Annotated in this window: 13 protein-coding genes; 2 read left to right on the forward strand and 11 right to left on the reverse strand. The window is 65.0% G+C overall.

Annotated elements, in window-relative coordinates; genetic code table 11:
• Nucleotides 1–107: 107 nt before the first annotated feature.
• Nucleotides 108–1892, forward strand: a complete 1785-nt coding sequence (locus tag NJ69_RS17755) for a monovalent cation:proton antiporter-2 (CPA2) family protein (protein WP_039581721.1) — start codon at nt 108–110, stop codon at nt 1890–1892.
• A 44-nt stretch (nt 1893–1936) separates the two neighbouring features.
• On the opposite strand, the gene NJ69_RS17760 is transcribed toward NJ69_RS17755, so the two are convergent.
• The 8 genes from NJ69_RS17760 to NJ69_RS17795 all read right to left on the reverse strand — a co-directional run bounded on the left by NJ69_RS17760 (nt 1937) and on the right by NJ69_RS17795 (nt 11377).
• Nucleotides 1937–2926, reverse strand: a complete 990-nt coding sequence (locus NJ69_RS17760; protein WP_039581723.1) for a sulfate/molybdate ABC transporter ATP-binding protein — start codon at nt 2924–2926, stop codon at nt 1937–1939.
• A 3-nt stretch (nt 2927–2929) separates the two neighbouring features.
• Entirely contained in the window at nt 2930–3802 is an 873-nt protein-coding gene (gene cysW, locus NJ69_RS17765) for a sulfate ABC transporter permease subunit CysW (RefSeq protein ID WP_029612536.1), read from the reverse strand.
• 13 nt (nt 3803–3815) lie between these two features.
• A complete protein-coding gene (cysT, locus tag NJ69_RS17770; protein WP_039581727.1) occupies nt 3816–4634 on the reverse strand; it encodes a sulfate ABC transporter permease subunit CysT in 819 nt (272 codons plus the stop codon).
• A 101-nt stretch (nt 4635–4735) separates the two neighbouring features.
• Entirely contained in the window at nt 4736–5743 is a 1008-nt protein-coding gene (locus NJ69_RS17775; protein ID WP_039581729.1) for a sulfate ABC transporter substrate-binding protein, read from the reverse strand.
• 46 nt (nt 5744–5789) lie between these two features.
• The gene (oscA, locus tag NJ69_RS17780; RefSeq protein ID WP_029615266.1) at nt 5790–5972 is read right to left on the reverse strand and encodes a sulfur starvation response protein OscA; all 183 of its coding nucleotides are present in this window, start codon (nt 5970–5972) and stop codon (nt 5790–5792) included.
• 205 nt (nt 5973–6177) lie between these two features.
• A complete protein-coding gene (locus NJ69_RS17785) occupies nt 6178–9228 on the reverse strand; it encodes an efflux RND transporter permease subunit (protein WP_039581732.1) in 3051 nt (1016 codons plus the stop codon).
• Entirely contained in the window at nt 9225–10292 is a 1068-nt protein-coding gene (locus NJ69_RS17790; protein ID WP_039581735.1) for an efflux RND transporter periplasmic adaptor subunit, read from the reverse strand. Before NJ69_RS17790 ends, NJ69_RS17785 begins: the two co-directional genes overlap by 4 nt.
• Nucleotides 10289–11377: an efflux RND transporter periplasmic adaptor subunit gene (locus NJ69_RS17795; RefSeq protein ID WP_039581737.1), complete on the reverse strand. Its 1089-nt coding sequence runs from the start codon at nt 11375–11377 to the stop codon at nt 10289–10291. Before NJ69_RS17795 ends, NJ69_RS17790 begins: the two co-directional genes overlap by 4 nt.
• 143 nt (nt 11378–11520) lie before the next feature.
• Between NJ69_RS17795 and NJ69_RS17800 the strand changes: the two genes are divergently transcribed.
• Nucleotides 11521–12681 carry an AAA family ATPase gene (locus tag NJ69_RS17800; protein ID WP_039581740.1) on the forward strand — a complete coding sequence of 387 codons (1161 nt, stop codon included), beginning with the start codon at nt 11521–11523 and terminating at the stop codon, nt 12679–12681.
• A gap of 138 nt (nt 12682–12819) precedes the next feature.
• Here NJ69_RS17800 and NJ69_RS17805 read toward each other — a convergent pair whose 3' ends face one another.
• The 3 genes from NJ69_RS17805 to potA are packed head-to-tail and all read right to left on the reverse strand — an operon-like array spanning nt 12820 to nt 15769.
• On the reverse strand, nt 12820–13713 hold the full coding sequence (locus NJ69_RS17805; protein WP_029614921.1) for an ABC transporter permease subunit: 894 nt from the start codon (nt 13711–13713) through the stop codon (nt 12820–12822).
• Complete coding sequence (locus NJ69_RS17810; RefSeq protein WP_029614920.1) at nt 13710–14630, reverse strand: ABC transporter permease subunit; 921 nt, start codon at nt 14628–14630, stop codon at nt 13710–13712. Before NJ69_RS17810 ends, NJ69_RS17805 begins: the two co-directional genes overlap by 4 nt.
• Nucleotides 14627–15769, reverse strand: coding sequence for a polyamine ABC transporter ATP-binding protein (gene potA / locus NJ69_RS17815; protein WP_029614919.1), 1143 nt, complete (start codon nt 15767–15769; stop codon nt 14627–14629). Before potA ends, NJ69_RS17810 begins: the two co-directional genes overlap by 4 nt.
• Between the last annotated feature and the right edge of the window lie 26 nt (nt 15770–15795).

Here is a 15795-nt window from a genome sequence, read left to right on the forward strand (position 1 = left end):
CCTGAGCGCGCAAGGGAGCGCTTCACGCAGGAAATTAGCGCGTGGGTGACAAGCGTGCCCTTTCGTCTAATGGCATCATGAACCGCCTCTTTTTCCGGAGTTTCCCCATGCCCCCAGAAGGCAGCCTGCTGCAGACCGCCGTCATCTTCCTGCTCGCCGCCGTGGTCGCCGTGCCCTTGGCCAAACGCCTGCAACTGGGCGCGGTAATCGGTTACCTGCTGGCGGGGGTCGCCATCGGCCCGCAGGCACTGGGCCTGATTCGCGACACCGAAAGCGTGGCGCACATCTCCGAGCTGGGCGTGGTCCTGCTGCTGTTCATCATCGGCCTCGAACTCTCGCCGCGGCGCCTGTGGCTGATGCGCAAGGCGGTATTCGGCGCAGGCCTGGCGCAGGTGCTGCTGACCGGCTGCCTGATCGGCGCCATCGCCTGGTTCGGCTTCGGCCAGACGCTGTCTGCTGCGGTGGTGCTGGGCCTCGGCCTGGCGCTGTCGTCCACCGCGCTGGGCCTGCAGAGCCTGGCCGAAAGCCGGCAATTGAACGCCCCGCATGGCCGTCTGGCCTTCGCCATCCTGCTGTTCCAGGACATCGCAGCCATTCCGTTGATCGCCTTGGTGCCGTTGCTGGCCAGCGGACCGGACAACAGCCACGGCGACAACCTCGAACATGGCCTGCGCATCGTCGGCAGCATCGCCATCGTCATCGTCGGCGGGCGCTACCTGCTGCGCCCGCTGTTTCGTATCGTCGCTCGCACCGGGCTGCCGGAAGTGTCCACCGCCACAGCGCTGCTGGTGGTGATCGGCACCGCCTGGTTGATGGAAGAGGCTGGCATTTCCATGGCCTTGGGCGCCTTCCTCGCCGGCCTGCTGCTGGCGGACTCGGAGTACCGGCACGAACTGGAGTCGCAGATCGAACCCTTCAAGGGGCTGCTGCTGGGGCTGTTCTTCATCAGCGTGGGCATGGGCGCCAACCTCGGTCTGCTGCTCGACGCACCTGTCCTGCTGCTGGGCCTGACGCTGTTGCTGGTAGCGGTGAAACTGCCGCTGCTGATGCTGGTGGGGCGCGCGGTCGGCGGGCTGAGCCGAGTCAGCGCGCTACGCCTGGGACTGGTGCTGGCCGCCGGCGGCGAATTCGCCTTCGTGGTGTTCAAGCTGGGCAAGGACGAGGGCCTGTTCGACGCCTACACCTACGACCTGCTGCTGATGACCATCACCCTGTCGATGGCCCTCACGCCGCTGTTGCTGCTGGCCAGCGCGCGGCTGATCAAACGCCCGGCGCCGGCCCGCGAGGTGCCCGAGCATTACCGCAGCATCCAGGCCGATACGCCACGGGTGGTGATCATCGGCATGGGCCGCATGGGCCAGATCGTGGCGCGGATCCTGCGCGCGCAGAAGGTGCCATTCATCGCGCTGGACACCTCGGTGGATGCGATCGAAATGACCCGCTCCTTCGAGCAGGCGCCGGTGTTCTATGGCGACCCGTTGCGCCCGGAGGTGCTGCATGCGGCCAAGGTCGGCCAGGCGGAGTATTTCGTGATCACCATCGACGATGCCGAGGCCGCCGTGCGCATCGCCGAACGGGTGAAACAGGAATACCCGCACCTGAAAGTCATCGCTCGGGCGCGTAACCGCCAGCATGTGCACAAGCTGGTGGACGTGGGTGCCGAGCCGATTCGCGAGACGTATTACTCGAGCCTGGAGATGACCCGCCTGACCCTGATCGGCCTGGGCCTGAGCGAGGCCCAGGCGGCCGATCGCATCCAGCGCTTCACCGAGCACGACCAGCAGGTGCTGGAGGCCCAGGGGCGTGTGCGTGACGACCGCGCCAAGGTGATGCAGACCGCGCAGGAAGCCCGGGTCGAGCTGCAGCGCTTGTTCGAGTCCGACAACGACTGAACCTCAGAGGGCTGCTCGGCAGCCCTCATGAGCGGCCAGCGAACTCAAACGTCCGTCACCTTCTGCCAGACCTTGGGCCGGAAGAACAACGTCTCGCCGCGCGCCAGACCGGTGAGGCTGTCATGGTCCTTGACCACTTCGGCCTCGATCAGCTCGCTCTGCCCTTCGACCTTCAAGGTCACCCGCGTGGTCGCGCCCAGCGGGCGGATGTCGCGCACCTCGGCGGCGTGATGGCCTTCGGTCTCGTGGCGCGACAGCGACACCTCATGCGGACGGAACAGCACGTGGTTGCCTTCGCTCAGGGCCAGGCGATTGGAGTCGCCCAGGAAGTGATAGACGAAGTCATTGGCCGGCTGCTCGTACACCTCGCCCGGCGAACCGATCTGCTCGATCACGCCTTTGTTCATCACCACGATGCGGTCGGCCACTTCCATGGCCTCCTCCTGGTCGTGGGTGACGAACACCGAGGTCAGGTTGATGTCCTCGTGCAAACGCGCCAGCCAGCGGCGCAGCTCCTTGCGCACCTTGGCATCCAGGGCGCCGAACGGCTCGTCGAGCAGCAGCACCTTGGGCTCCACCGCCAGGGCGCGGGCCAGGGCGATGCGCTGACGCTGCCCCCCGGACAATTGCTCGGGGTAGCGGTCGGCGAGCCAGTCGAGCTGCACCATGTTCAGCAGCTCATGGACCTTCTCGGCGATGCGGCTTTCGCTCGGCCGCTCGCCCTTGGGCTTCATGCGCAGACCGAAGGCGACGTTGTCGAACACGCTCATGTGACGGAACAGGGCGTAGTGCTGGAACACGAAGCCGACGTTGCGATCGCGCACGTCGTGGCCGGATACATCCTCGCCATGGAACACGATGCTGCCATCGTCCGGGGTTTCCAGACCGGCGATGATGCGCAGCAGGGTGGTCTTGCCGCAGCCGGACGGGCCGAGCAACGCCACCAGCTCACCGCTGTGGATATCCAGGTTGATGGCGTTCAGGGCCTGGAAACTGTTGAAGCGCTTGCTGACGTTACGAACTTCGATCGACATGACTCATTCCTCCGCGGCGCTGTGGCGCAGGCGGTTAATTCGGTTCTCGCTCCACTGCTTGAGCAGCAGGATGAAGAGCGCCAGGATCAGCAGCAGGCTGGCCACGCTGAAGGCCGCCACGTGGTTGTACTCGTTGTAGAGGATCTCCACGTGCAGCGGCAAGGTGTTGGTGACGCCGCGAATGTGCCCGGACACCACCGACACCGCGCCGAATTCGCCCATGGCCCGGGCGGTGCACAGCACCACGCCGTAGATCAGGCCCCACTTGATGTTCGGCAAGGTGACGTGCCAGAACATCTGCCAGCCGTTGGCGCCCAGCAGGCGCGCGGCCTCCTCCTCCTGGGTGCCCTGCTCCTGCATCAGCGGGATCAGTTCGCGAGCGACGAAGGGCACGGTGACGAAGATGGTCGCCAGGACGATGCCCGGCAGGGCGAAGACGATCTGGATATCGTGGTCCTGCAACCACGGCCCGAACAGGCCCTGGGCGCCGAACATCAGCACGTAGACCAGGCCGGCGATCACCGGCGAGACCGAGAACGGCAGGTCGATCAGGGTGACCAGCACGCTCTTGCCACGGAAGCTGTACTTGCTCACGCACCACGCAGCGCTGACACCGAACACCAGGTTCAAGGGCACCGAGATCACCACGGCGAGCAACGTGAGTTCGAGCGCCGCCAGCGCGTCGGCCTCGAAGATCGCCTCGAAGAAGGTACCGAAGCCGTTTTTCAGCGCCTGCGACACCACGATCACCAGCGGCAGCAGCAGGAACAGCGCGAACACCAGCCAACCGAGGCCGATCAGCACGCGCCGTGAGGTGGCGCTGCCACGGCGGGCGGCATTGGCGGCAGCGCTTGCGTTCAGAGTGGATGAAGACATGACCGGGCCTCCTTCAAGGGGTTTCGATGCGCCGCTGAAGCAGGTTGATCAGCAGCAGCAGGATGAAGGAAACCACCAGCATCAGCACGCCGATGGCGGTGGCGCCGGTGTAGTCGTATTGGTCGAGCTTGACCATGATCAGCAGCGGCAGGATCTCGGTCTTCATCGGCATGTTGCCGGCGATGAAGATCACCGAACCGTACTCGCCCACGCCTCGGGCGAAGGCCAGGGCGAAACCGGTGAGCCAGGCCGGCAGCAGCGCCGGCGCCAGCACATGACGGAACACTTGCAGCGGTTTGGCGCCCAGGCACGCGGCGGCTTCCTCGACTTCACGCGGGATGTCGGCGAGCACCGGCTGTACCGTGCGCACCACGAACGGCAGGGTGACGAAGGTCAGCGCCAGGGTGATGCCCAGCGGCGTGTAGGCGATCTTCAGGCCCAGGTCGGTGGCGAACTGACCGACCCAGCCGGACGGCGCATACAGCGCGGTCAGGGCGATGCCGGCCACGGCGGTGGGCAGAGCGAACGGCAGGTCGATCATCGCGTCGATGATCTTGCGGCCGGGAAAGGTGTAGCGCACCAGCACCCAGGCCAACAGGGTGCCGATCACCCCATTGATGAGCGCGGCGCACAGGGCGGTGCCGAAACTCAGCTTCAGCGCAGCGAGCACACGCGGTGCGCTGACGATGGTCCAGAACTGCTCCCAGGTGAGCTGGGCGGCATGAATGAACATGGCGGCCAGCGGTATCAGCACGATCAGGCTGAGGTACACCAGTGTGTAGCCCAGCGTCAGCCCGAAGCCGGGTATGACGGGGGAAATGCGACGTGACATAGGAATCCCTGGTTGAACGCACGCAGCCCGGGAGCGCTCCCGGGCCGCTGCAGGCTACTGAAGGGTGTTGCATTCGGGGGCCGCAACGCAGCCCCGGTGATTCATTGCGCCTGGTAGATCTGGTCGAACACACCGCCATCGTTGAAGAACTTCGGCTGTGCAGTTTTCCAGCCGCCGAAGTCCTTGTCGATGGTCACCAGGTCCAGTTTCGGGAACTGCTTGCCAAACTCGGCAGCCACTTTCTCGTCACGCGGACGGTAGAAGTTCTCGGCAGCGATCTTCTGCCCGGCCGGGCTGTACAGGTACTTGAGGTATTCGGTGGCGATCGCGGTATTGCCTTTCTTCTCGGCGTTCTTGTCCACCACCGCCACCGGCGGCTCGGCCAGGATCGACAGCGACGGCACGACGATCTCGAACTTGTCGCTGCCACCGTCTTCCTTGAGCGCCAGGAAGGCTTCGTTTTCCCAGGCCAGCAGCACGTCACCCTGACCGTTGTTGACGAAGGTGATGGTCGAGCCGCGCGCACCGGTATCGAGCACCGGCACATGCTTGAACAGCTCCTGCACGTAGGCCTTGGCCTTGTCCTCGCTACCGCCGCTCTTCAGGCCGTAGGCCCAGGCGGCCAGGAAGTTCCAGCGGGCACCGCCGGAGGTCTTCGGGTTCGGGGTAATGACCGAAACGTCCTTCTTGATCAGGTCGCCCCAATCCTTGATGCCCTTGGGGTTGCCCTTGCGCACCAGGAACACGATGGTCGAGGTGTAGGGGGTGCTGGCGTCCGGCAGGCGGGTCTGCCAGTTCTCGGGCAAGGTCTTGCCGAGCTTGGCGATTTCGTCGATGTCGCCCGCCAGCGCCAAGGTCACCACGTCGGCGCGCAGGCCGTCGATCACTGCCCGGCCCTGCTTGCCCGAACCGCCATGGGACTGCTGGATCTTCACCTTGTCGTCCGGATGCGCCTGTTGCCAGTGCTTGATGAACTCGGCGTTGTACTGCTGGTACAGCTCGCGGGTCGGGTCGTAGGACACGTTGAGCAGTTCGTAGTCCTTGGCGATCGCGGAACCGGCAAACACAGCGCTGGCCAGGGCGGCGAGCGCGTAACGGCGGATGGACATGCTGAAGCTCCTGAAAAGGGTGTTTTCTAATTAGAGGTGTTGGCGATCAGCCGGACTTCTGCCCTGGCTGCTGCAGGCGAAACTTCTCCTTGCGCTCGATCTGCACCACCTGGGCGTTGTGCACGGTGATCTCCACCGCGCCATAGCGCAGGTCGCGCAGGGCGCTCTGGATCTCACGCAGAATGGTGGCTTCGTCCTGTCCGTCGATGCTGCGCAGCGATGCACTCATGCTCGTTCTCCGTTGAGTCGGGGTGCCGGGCAGAGGGGAGGAATTGCGCCTGGCTTGAGGGCAATAGTAGTGAGGGCGGGATATTCTTAAAAATAATGTTTAAGAATGTTTATATAACTTTTAGCAAGGTCACATTCACCGCCCACTCCTGCGATCCCTGTAGGCGCGGCGCCAGTGCGCCTACAGGAGCGTGTAGCCAGCGGCCTCAGTGTTTTTCCTGCGGCTCGCGGATCTTGTACCAGGCCACGTACAGCGCCGGCAGGAACAGCAGGGTCAACAGCGTTGCGCTGATGATGCCGCCGATCATGGCGTAGGCCATCGGCCCCCAGAACACCTCGCGGGCAATGGGGATCATGCCCAGGCTGGCCGCCGCGGCGGTGAGCAGGATCGGTCGGCGGCGGTGATTGGTAGCCTCCACCACGGCATCCCACGGCGCGTAGCCATCGGCCTCGAAGGCATCGATCTGGGTCACCAGGATCACCGAGTTGCGGATGATGATGCCGATCAGCGCGAGTATCCCCAGAATCGCCACGAAGCCCATCGGCGTACCGGTCGGTACCAGTGCCAGGACCACGCCGATCAACCCCAGCGGCGCCACGCTGGCCACCAGGAACAGCTTCTGCACACTGTGCAACTGGATCATCAGGAAGGTCGCCATGAGGAACAGCATCAGCGGCAGCACTTTGGCGATCGGCCCCTGGGCCTTGCCGCTTTCCTCCACCGTGCCGCCGGTGGCCACTTCGTAGCCGACCGGCAGGGAACCGGCGAACTCGTCGATCTTCGGCTTGAGCTGGGCCACCAGGTCGGTGGGCTGGATGTCGCCATTGACCGAGGCCTTGATGGTGATGGTCGGTTTGCGATCGCGACGCCACACCAGCGGCTGCTCCAGCTCGTAGCGCACCGTGGCGAACGACAGCAGCGGAATCGACACGCCGCTGGGGCTGACGATCTGTAGGTCCTGCAGGGTGTCCGGCGAGCCGCGCTCGCTGTCCTTGGCCCGCGCCACCACGTCGATCAAGTAGATCTCGTCGTTGACCTGGGTGACGGGCGCGCCGCTGACGATGCTGTTCATCACATTGGCCACGTCCTCGGACGACAGCCCCAACTGCCGCGCCTTGTCCTGGGCGATCTCCACACGCAGCACTTTGCCCGGCTCGTTCCAGTCGTACATCATCTCGCCGATGTTGGGATTCTTGTCGAGCAGGGTGGCCAGGTCGATGGCGTGCTTGCGCACCTCGTCGATGTCCTTGCCACTTACGCGGTACTGGATCGGCCGGCCCACCGGTGGCCCCATTTCCAGAGATTGCACGTTGGTGCCGATGCCGACGAAGTCCTTGCGCAGACGCTCCTGCAACTTGGCGATCAGCGCGTTGCGCTGCTCCAGGCCCGTGCTGACGATCACCAACTGGGCGTAATACGGGTTCTGCAATTGCTGGTCGAGCGGCAGGTAGAAGCGCACCGCGCCCTGGCCGATATAGGTGCTCCAGTGGTCGATGTCCGGATCGTCCTTGAGCGTGGCTTCGAGGCGATCGACCACGCGGCGGGTTTCCTGGATCGAGGCATTCTGCGGCAGGTTCAGGTCGAGCAGGATTTCCGGCCGGTCCGAGGACGGGAAGAACTGGTTCTGCACGAAGCGCATGCTCAACAGCGCCAGGGCGAACAGCAGCACGGTGCCGATGATGGTCAGCCAGCGATGGCGCATGCACCACAGCAGGCTGCCCTCGAAGGCGCGGCCAATGCGCCCCGGTTCTTCGTCATGGGGTTTGACCTTGCTGCTGAGGATGTGAACCCCGAGCACCGGGGCGAAAAACACCGCCACGACCCAGGACACCAGCAGCGCCACCGCGATCACCGCGAACAAGGTGAAGGTGTACTCGCCCGCCGAGCTGGCGTTGAGGCCGATGGGCACGAAGCCGGCCACCGTGACCAAGGTGCCGGTGAGCATCGGGAAGGCGGTCGAGGTATAGGCGTACGTGGCCGCCTCCTGCTTGCTCTCGCCCATTTCCAGGCGCGTGACCATCATCTCCACGGTGATCATCGCATCGTCCACCAGCAGGCCCAGGGCGATGATCAGCGCGCCCAGGGAAATGCGCTGCATGGTGATGCCGCTGTACTCCATGAACACGAAGACCATCGCCAGCACCAGCGGGATCGAGCAGGCCACCACCAGCCCGGCACGGATGCCCAGGCTGATGAAGCTGACCACCAGCACGATGATCACCGCCTCGAACAACGCGCTGGTGAAGCCGCCGACGGCGTCCTCGACCACCCGCGCCTGGTTCGACACGGTATGCACGCCCACCCCGACCGGCAGTTCGGCGGTGATGGCGTCCATCTTCTCGCGCAGGACCTTGCCGAATTCCTGAATGTTGCCGCCCTTCTTCATGCCGATCGCCAGGCCGATGGCGGTCTGGCCGTTGTAGCGGAACATCGGCGCCGGCGGATCCTGGAAGCCGCGCTCGATGTCGGCGATGTCGGCCAGGCGGAAGAAGCGATCGTTGATGCGCAGGTTGACCACTTGCAGGTCTTTCTCCGAGGCGAACTGACCCGTGGTGCGCACCGAGATGCGCTCGGGACCGGCCTCGATCACCCCAGCGGGGGTCACCGCGTTCTGCGCTTGCAGGGCCTGCATGACCTGGCGTTGATCGATGCCCAGCGCCGCCAGCTTGCGGGTGGAGAAGTTCAGGTAGAGCACCTCGTTCTGCACACCGATGGTCTCGACCTTGCCGATGTTCGGCACTTCGCGCACCTCGGCGCGCACCTGCTCGACATAGTCGCGCAACTGGCGCAGGTCCAGGCCGTCTGTGGTGAAGGCGTAGATCGACCCGAACACGTCGCCGAACTCGTCGTTGAAGGCCGGGCCCTGCAAGCCTTGCGGAAACTCGCCACGGATGTCCTGGATCTTCTTGCGCACCTGGTACCAGATCTGCGGAATGTCCTCGGCCTGGGTGGTGTCGCGCAGGTACACGAACACGGTCGACTCGCCGGGGCGGGTGTAGCTCTTGACGTAGTCGAGTGAATCCAGCTCTTCGAGCTTTTTCTCGATGCGATCGGTGACCTGGTACAGGGTTTCGTCCTGGGTCGCGCCCGGCCAGCGGGTCTGGATGACCATGGTCTTGATGGTGAAGGACGGATCTTCTTCGCGTCCCAGGTTCATGTAGGAGAACACGCCCATCAGCAAGGCGACGAACATCAGGTACCACACGAAGGACTGGTGCTTGAGCGCCCAGTCCGACAGGTTGAAGCGTCCTTTCATCGTGCGTCCTCGTCGACTTTGACCGGCTGGCCCGGTTTGAGGCTGTTGACGCCCGCAGTGACCACGCGCTCGCCCGGCTGCAAGCCGCTGGCGACCACGATGCGCTTGGCGTCGCGGTCGATGAGCGTGACCTCGCGGGTCGCTACGCTGTGCTGTTGCGGATCGACCACCCACACCAGGGTCTTGCCCTCGCGCTCGATCAGCGCGGTGGCCGGCAGCTCGCTGCGTGGGCTAATGGCCGAGCTGAGGGTGACACTCACCGCAGTGCCCAGGTGGAAGGCCGGCGGCGTGCTGGCCAGGGTCAGCCGCGCGCGGCGGGTACGGGTGGCGGCATCGGCCTGGGGCTCGAGCTCGCGCAGGGTGGCGGTGGTGGCGATGCTCGGGTCCAGTTGCGAGGCGACGGTGAACACCAGCGATGGACTGAGCTGCTCGGCAACCGGGATCGGCAGGTCGATCACCGCCTCCTTGACGTCGGGGCGCGCCAGCGTGACCACTTCCTGGCCGGCACTCACCGTTTGCCCAGCCTCGGCGCGCCAAGCGGTGACCACAGCGGCATGATCGGCCTTGAGCGTGCTGTAGCCCAACTGGTCACGGGCCTGGCTGACCGACGCGCGCGCCTGCTCCAGCGAGGCGCTGCTGGTCTTCAGGTCGGTCTGGGCGATGTCCAGTTGAGCCTGGGCGCCGACGCCACGGTCATACAGTTGCTGCTGGCGGCGGGCGTTGGCCTGGGCATTGATCCACTGTGCCTGGACCCTGGCCAGGTCGCCCTCGGCAGCGCGCAGTTGGTTCTGTTGATCGGTTGGGTCGAGGGTGGCGAGGGTCTGGCCTGCCTCGACCTGCGCGCCGACATCCACCCAGCGCCGGGCGATGCGACCGGACACGCGAAAGCCCAGCGTGCTTTCATAACGCGCCTCGATGTTACCGGCGAAGCGGCCCAACTGCGCCTGGGACAAAGGCTGCACCACGGTGGACAGCACCGGCCGCACCGGCTCGGGCTTGTCGTCGTCGCCCTTGCAGCCGCCCAACAGCACCAGGGCGCCCAGCAGCATCAGCAGCACCTTCATGGCTGTACCTCCGGGGCCTTGGCATCGACGGTCTCGACCTGCATGCCGGGATGCAGCAGTTGCCCGCCGCTGACCACCACGGCTTCGCCGCCTTTCAGGCCTTCGCCGATCACCACGCGCCCGGTGAGATAACGCGCCACCTGAACCTTGCGCAACTCGACCTTGTCGTCGTCACCGACCACCCACACCGCTGGCGCGTGCAGGGCCTTGGTCAGGCTCGACCAGGGCAGCTCGACGCTGGGCCGGGCCTGGGCACGGGCAGTGGCGGTGACCGGCGAGCCGAGCTGCATGGCCGGCGGCACCTCGCGCAGGGCGACCTTGACCTGCACCGTGCCGCTCTGGGCGGACACCGTGGGCGTGACTTCGCGGATGCGCCCCTGGGCTTCGATTTTGGGGTTGTCCAGCAAGCGCACCGTCATGCTTTCGTCGCTGGACGGCGCCACCAGCAGTGATTCATAGACGTTGAACACGGCATCGCGGTCGCCATCGGCGGCCAGGGAGAAGATCGGCATGGTGGCCTGCACCACCTGCCCGACCTCGGCCTGGCGCGCAGTGATCACCCCGTCCGCCTCGGACACGAGCCCGGTGTAGCCCAACTGCTCACGGGCCGTGGCCAGTTGCGCCTGGGCAGCCTTGAGCGCGCTCTGGCTGCTGCGCAGGGCGGCCTCGGCCGAGTCGTACTCGCTCTGGCTGGTGTAGCCCTTGGGCAGCAGTTTCTGCTGGCGCACGAACGCGGCGCGGGTCTGGGTGACCCGCGCCTGCTCGGCGAATACGGCAGCCTTGGCCGAGTCCACATTGTTCTGCAGATCCTTGGGGTCCAGGCGCGCAAGCACTTGCCCGGCCTTGACGTGATCGCCCACATCGACGCTGCGGGCAATGATCTTGCCGCCCACGCGGAACGACAGGTCGGTCTGCACCCGTGCCTGGATATCGCCGGTGAGGGTGACGTTGGCGGCGAAGTCGCGCGATTCCACGCGCGTCACACCGACACGCGGCAGCTCCGCGGCGGGCGGTTTTTCCTCGCAGCCTGAAAGCACGCTCATCGCCCCCAGAAAGACGATCGACAGCGCACGCTTAAACGACATGCCGGCTCCTTGCTTGCGCGCAAATGATTCGTGGGATGCGACTGCTCAGGGTAGTTCAGGGTTCCACAAACAGTAACGACGTACAGCCGCCAAGCTTGCCCATGGACCATACTGCGCCCTCGCACCCGCGTCGAGGACCGCACATGCTCACCACATTGGCCATCGCCAACTACCGCTCGATCAACGAACTGGTCATGCCCTTGGGACCACTGAATGTGATCACAGGTGCCAACGGCAGTGGTAAATCCAATTTGTACAAGGCCCTGCGCCTGCTGGCCGAAACCGGTCGCGGCGGGGTGATCAATGCCCTGGCCGCCGAGGGCGGTCTGGACTCCACGTTCTGGGCCGGGCCGGAACACATCACCCGGCGCATGCTGTCGGGCGAGGTCGCGGTCGAGGGTGGCCCGCGCCAGGAGGTCAAGCGCCTGAAAATGGGCTTCGCCGGGGACGACTTCGGCTATGCCATCAGCCTGGGTTTGCCGCCACCGACCCGCTCGAAGTTCGCCCTCGATCCGCAGATCAAGCAGGAGGCGTTGTGGGCCGGACCGGTGTGCCGACCCGCCAGCCTGCTGGTGCAGCGCAAGGCCGCGATGGTCAAGGCGCGCGACGGGCGTCAGTGGCAGGTCCTGCACCAGCACCTGAGCGAGTTCGACAGCCTGTTCGACCAGGTGGGCAGCCTGCACGGTTCGCCCGAGGTGCTGCACCTGCGTGAGCGCATCCGCAGTTGGCGCTTCTACGACCACTTCCGCACCGACCCCGACGCCCCGGCACGCCAGTCGCGCCTGGGCACCCGCACCCCGGTGCTGCATCACGACGGCCGCGACCTGGCAGCGGCGTTGCAGACCATCGACGAGATCGGCGACCTGCAGGCGCTGAACGCGGCGGTCAGCGACGCCTTTCCCGGCGCCCAGGTCAAGGTCGACGCCGAGGCCGGTGGGCTGTTCAGCCTGCGCTTCTACCAGCCCGGCCTGCTGCGCCCGCTCAGCGCTGCAGAGCTGTCGGACGGCACGCTGCGCTACCTGTTGCTGGTGGCGGCGCTGCTCACGCCCAGGCCGCCGAGCATGATGGTGCTCAACGAGCCGGAAACCAGCCTGCACCCGGACCTGCTGCCGGCGCTGGCGCGGCTGATCGTGCGGGCCTCGCGCGACTGCCAGGTATGGGTGGTGTCCCACGCGCCGCGTCTGGTGGCGGCGCTGGAACAGGATGAACGGTGCAATTCGATCCAACTGGACAAGGCCCTGGGCCAGACCGTGCTGGTGGGCCAAGGCATGCTGGATCGACCGATGTGGAACTGGCCCGATTAGCCGACGGTACACGATCGGGTGATCGTGCGGGGTGGAGCGCATCGGTCGGCGTTGGCAGGGAGATGCGGTCTGGCGTGGAGGCGCGGGCGTGCCGGTCGCGGGTAGATCGCAGCAGCGACTTACCCGCGACAGGCCCGGTCAGGTCGACGCAGCCGTCTGCACCGGACGCCGGACCTGGGGCTGGCCGACGTTCGCCGCAGCCCCTTCCTCGATGGCCTGCTGGATGGCCTTGCGGCGGCGCTCTTCGGCGCGACGGCTGAAGTACCACACCAGGAAGGTCACCAACGACACCGACAGCAGGATCAGGCTCGCCACGGCGTTGATCTCAGGCTTCACGCCCAGACGCACCGCCGAGAACACTTCCATCGGCAAGGTGGTCGAGCCGGGGCCGGACACGAAGCTGGCCAGCACCAGGTCATCCAGCGACAGGGCGAAGGACATCATGCCACCGGCCGCCAGCGACGGCGCGATCATCGGGATGGTGATCAGGATGAACACCTTCCACGGCTTGGCACCCAGGTCCATCGCCGCTTCCTCGATCGACAGGTCCAGCTCGCGCAAGCGTGCCGACACCACCACCGCCACATAGGCCGCACAGAACGTGGTGTGGGCGATCCAGATGGTGACGATGCCGCGCTCCTGCGGCCAGCCGATCATCTGCGCCATGGCCACGAACAGCAGCAACAGCGACAGACCGGTGATTACCTCGGGCATCACCAACGGTGCGGTGACCAGGCCACCGAACAGGGTGCGGCCCTTGAAGCGGGTGACCCGGGTCAGCACGAAGGCGGCCAAGGTGCCCAGCGCCACCGCGGCCACCGCCGTGTAGCAGGCGATTTCCAGCGAGCGCATGACCGAACCCATCAACTGGGTGTTGTCGAGCAGGCCGACGTACCACTTCACCGACCAGCCGCCCCACACCGTCACCAGCTTCGAGGCGTTGAACGAGTAGATCACCAGGATCAGCATCGGCAAGTAGATGAACAGCAAGCCGAGCACCAGCATCAGCTTGGAGAAACCGAAGCGCTTCATGCCCTGCCCTCCATTTCCTTCGCCTGGCTGCGGTTGAACAGCAGGATCGGCACGATCAGGATCGCCAGCATCACCACGGCCAATGCCGAGGCCACCGGCCAGTCGCGGTTGTTGAAGAATTCCTGCCAGAGCACTTTACCGATCATCAGGGTTTCCGGGCCGCCGAGCAGTTCAGGGATGACGAACTCGCCCACCACCGGGATGAACACCAGCATGCAGCCGGCGATGATGCCGTTCTTCGACAGCGGCACGGTGATCTTCCAGAAGCTGTTGAAGGTGCTCGAGCCCAGGTCGCTGGCCGCTTCCAGCAGGCTCTGGTCATGCTTCACCAGGTTCGCGTACAGCGGCAGGATCATGAACGGCAGGTACGAATAGACCACGCCGATGTACACCGCCAGGTTGGTGTTGAGGATCTGCAGCGGCTGGTCGATCAGCCCGGTCCACAGCAGGAAGCTGTTGAGCAGCCCGTTGTTGCTGAGGATGCCCATCCAGGCATAGACGCGGATCAGGATCGCAGTCCAGGTCGGCATCATGATCAGCAGCAGCAGCACCGTCTGGTACTCCTTCTGCGCCTTGGAGATGGCGTAGGCCATGGGGTAGCCGATCAGCAGGCACAGCAGGGTGCTGAAGAAGGCGACCTTGAGCGAACCCAGGTAGGCCGAGATGTACAGGTCGTCTTCGGTGAGCAGGCCGTAGTTGGCCAGGTTCAGCACCAGTTGGATCTTATCCTCGACGTAGGTGTAGATCTCGGTGTACGGCGGAATGGCCACGTCGGCTTCGGCAAAGCTGATCTTCAGCACGATGAAGAACGGCAGCATGAAGAACAGGAACAGCCAGATGAACGGCACGCCGATCACCAGGTGGCGTCCCTCCGGGACGATGCGCTTGAGGGCTCGTTTGAGCTTTCGTGGTTTCATGAGCGCAGTACCACGCCGCTGTCGTCTTCCCACCAGACGAACACTTCGTCGTCCCAGGTCGGCCGTGCGCCTTGACGCTCGGCGTTGGCGACGAAGGACTGGACGATCTTGCCGCTGGGCAGTTGCACGTAGAACACCGAGTGACCGCCCAGGTAGGCGATGTCATGGACTTTGCCACGCGACCAGTTGTGCTCGAAATCGGGCTGGGTGGTGGTGACCAGCAGCTTCTCGGGACGCAGTGCGTAGGTGATGTGCTTGTCCTCGACCGAGGTGCTGACGCCGTGACCGACGTAGATCTTGCGCTCCAGCTCCGGCGAGGCGATCAGCGCGTGGCCTTCGGCGTCGTCGATCACTTCACCTTCGAACAGGTTGACGTTGCCGATGAACTCGCAGACCAGGCGGCTGGTGGGGGTCTCGTAGATATCCACAGGCGAGCCGATCTGGGCGATCCAGCCCAGGTGCATGATGGCGATGCGCTGGGCCATGGTCATGGCCTCTTCCTGGTCGTGGGTGACCATCACGCAGGTCACGCCGACCCGCTCGATGATCTCCACCAGTTCCAGTTGCATCTGCGAGCGCAGCTTCTTGTCCAGCGCGCCCATCGGTTCGTCGAGCAGCAGCAGTTTGGGGCGCTTGGCCAGTGAACGGGCCAGGGCCACGCGCTGACGCTGGCCGCCGGAGAGCTGGTGCGGCTTGCGCTTGGCGTACTGGGTCATGTGCACCAGCTTGAGCATCTCGGTCACGCGGGCTTCGATATCGGCCTTGGGCATCTTGTCCTGCTGCAGGCCGAAGGCGATGTTCTGCGCCACGGTCATGTGCGGGAACAACGCGTAGGACTGGAACATCATGTTGATCGGCCGCTCGTAGGGCGGCATGTCGGTGATGTCCACGCCATCGAGGAAGATCCGCCCTTCGGTGGGACGTTCGAAGCCGGCGAGCATGCGCAGCAAGGTGGACTTGCCCGATCCAGAACCGCCGAGCAGGGCGAAAATCTCGCCCTTGCGGATCTCCAGGGACACATCGTCCACGGCGACGGTTTCGTCGAACTTCTTCGTGACCCGGTCGATCTTGACCAGCACCTGCTTGGGTTGCTGGCCACCCTCGAGGGCTTTCTTATAGGCACCGGAGGCAACTGCCATGAGTGAAACTCCCAACAAGATTTTGA

This window comes from Pseudomonas parafulva, from assembly GCF_000800255.1.
GTDB classification, from domain to species: Bacteria; Pseudomonadota; Gammaproteobacteria; order Pseudomonadales; family Pseudomonadaceae; genus Aquipseudomonas; species Aquipseudomonas boreofloridensis.

Excerpts from the sequence above, each read along its gene's own strand:
- NJ69_RS17755 (WP_039581721.1), top strand. The coding sequence starts at position 108 with ATGCCCCCAGAAGGCAGCCTGCTGCAGACCGCCGTCATCTTCCTGCTC.
- NJ69_RS17760 (WP_039581723.1), bottom strand. The coding sequence starts at position 2,926 with ATGTCGATCGAAGTTCGTAACGTCAGCAAGCGCTTCAACAGTTTCCAG.
- cysW (WP_029612536.1), bottom strand. The coding sequence starts at position 3,802 with ATGTCTTCATCCACTCTGAACGCAAGCGCTGCCGCCAATGCCGCCCGC.
- cysT (WP_039581727.1), bottom strand. The coding sequence starts at position 4,634 with ATGTCACGTCGCATTTCCCCCGTCATACCCGGCTTCGGGCTGACGCTG.
- NJ69_RS17775 (WP_039581729.1), bottom strand. The coding sequence starts at position 5,743 with ATGTCCATCCGCCGTTACGCGCTCGCCGCCCTGGCCAGCGCTGTGTTT.
- oscA (WP_029615266.1), bottom strand. The coding sequence starts at position 5,972 with ATGAGTGCATCGCTGCGCAGCATCGACGGACAGGACGAAGCCACCATT.
- NJ69_RS17785 (WP_039581732.1), bottom strand. The coding sequence starts at position 9,228 with ATGAAAGGACGCTTCAACCTGTCGGACTGGGCGCTCAAGCACCAGTCC.
- NJ69_RS17790 (WP_039581735.1), bottom strand. The coding sequence starts at position 10,292 with ATGAAGGTGCTGCTGATGCTGCTGGGCGCCCTGGTGCTGTTGGGCGGC.
- NJ69_RS17795 (WP_039581737.1), bottom strand. The coding sequence starts at position 11,377 with ATGTCGTTTAAGCGTGCGCTGTCGATCGTCTTTCTGGGGGCGATGAGC.
- NJ69_RS17800 (WP_039581740.1), top strand. The coding sequence starts at position 11,521 with ATGCTCACCACATTGGCCATCGCCAACTACCGCTCGATCAACGAACTG.
- NJ69_RS17805 (WP_029614921.1), bottom strand. The coding sequence starts at position 13,713 with ATGAAGCGCTTCGGTTTCTCCAAGCTGATGCTGGTGCTCGGCTTGCTG.
- NJ69_RS17810 (WP_029614920.1), bottom strand. The coding sequence starts at position 14,630 with ATGAAACCACGAAAGCTCAAACGAGCCCTCAAGCGCATCGTCCCGGAG.
- potA (WP_029614919.1), bottom strand. The coding sequence starts at position 15,769 with ATGGCAGTTGCCTCCGGTGCCTATAAGAAAGCCCTCGAGGGTGGCCAG.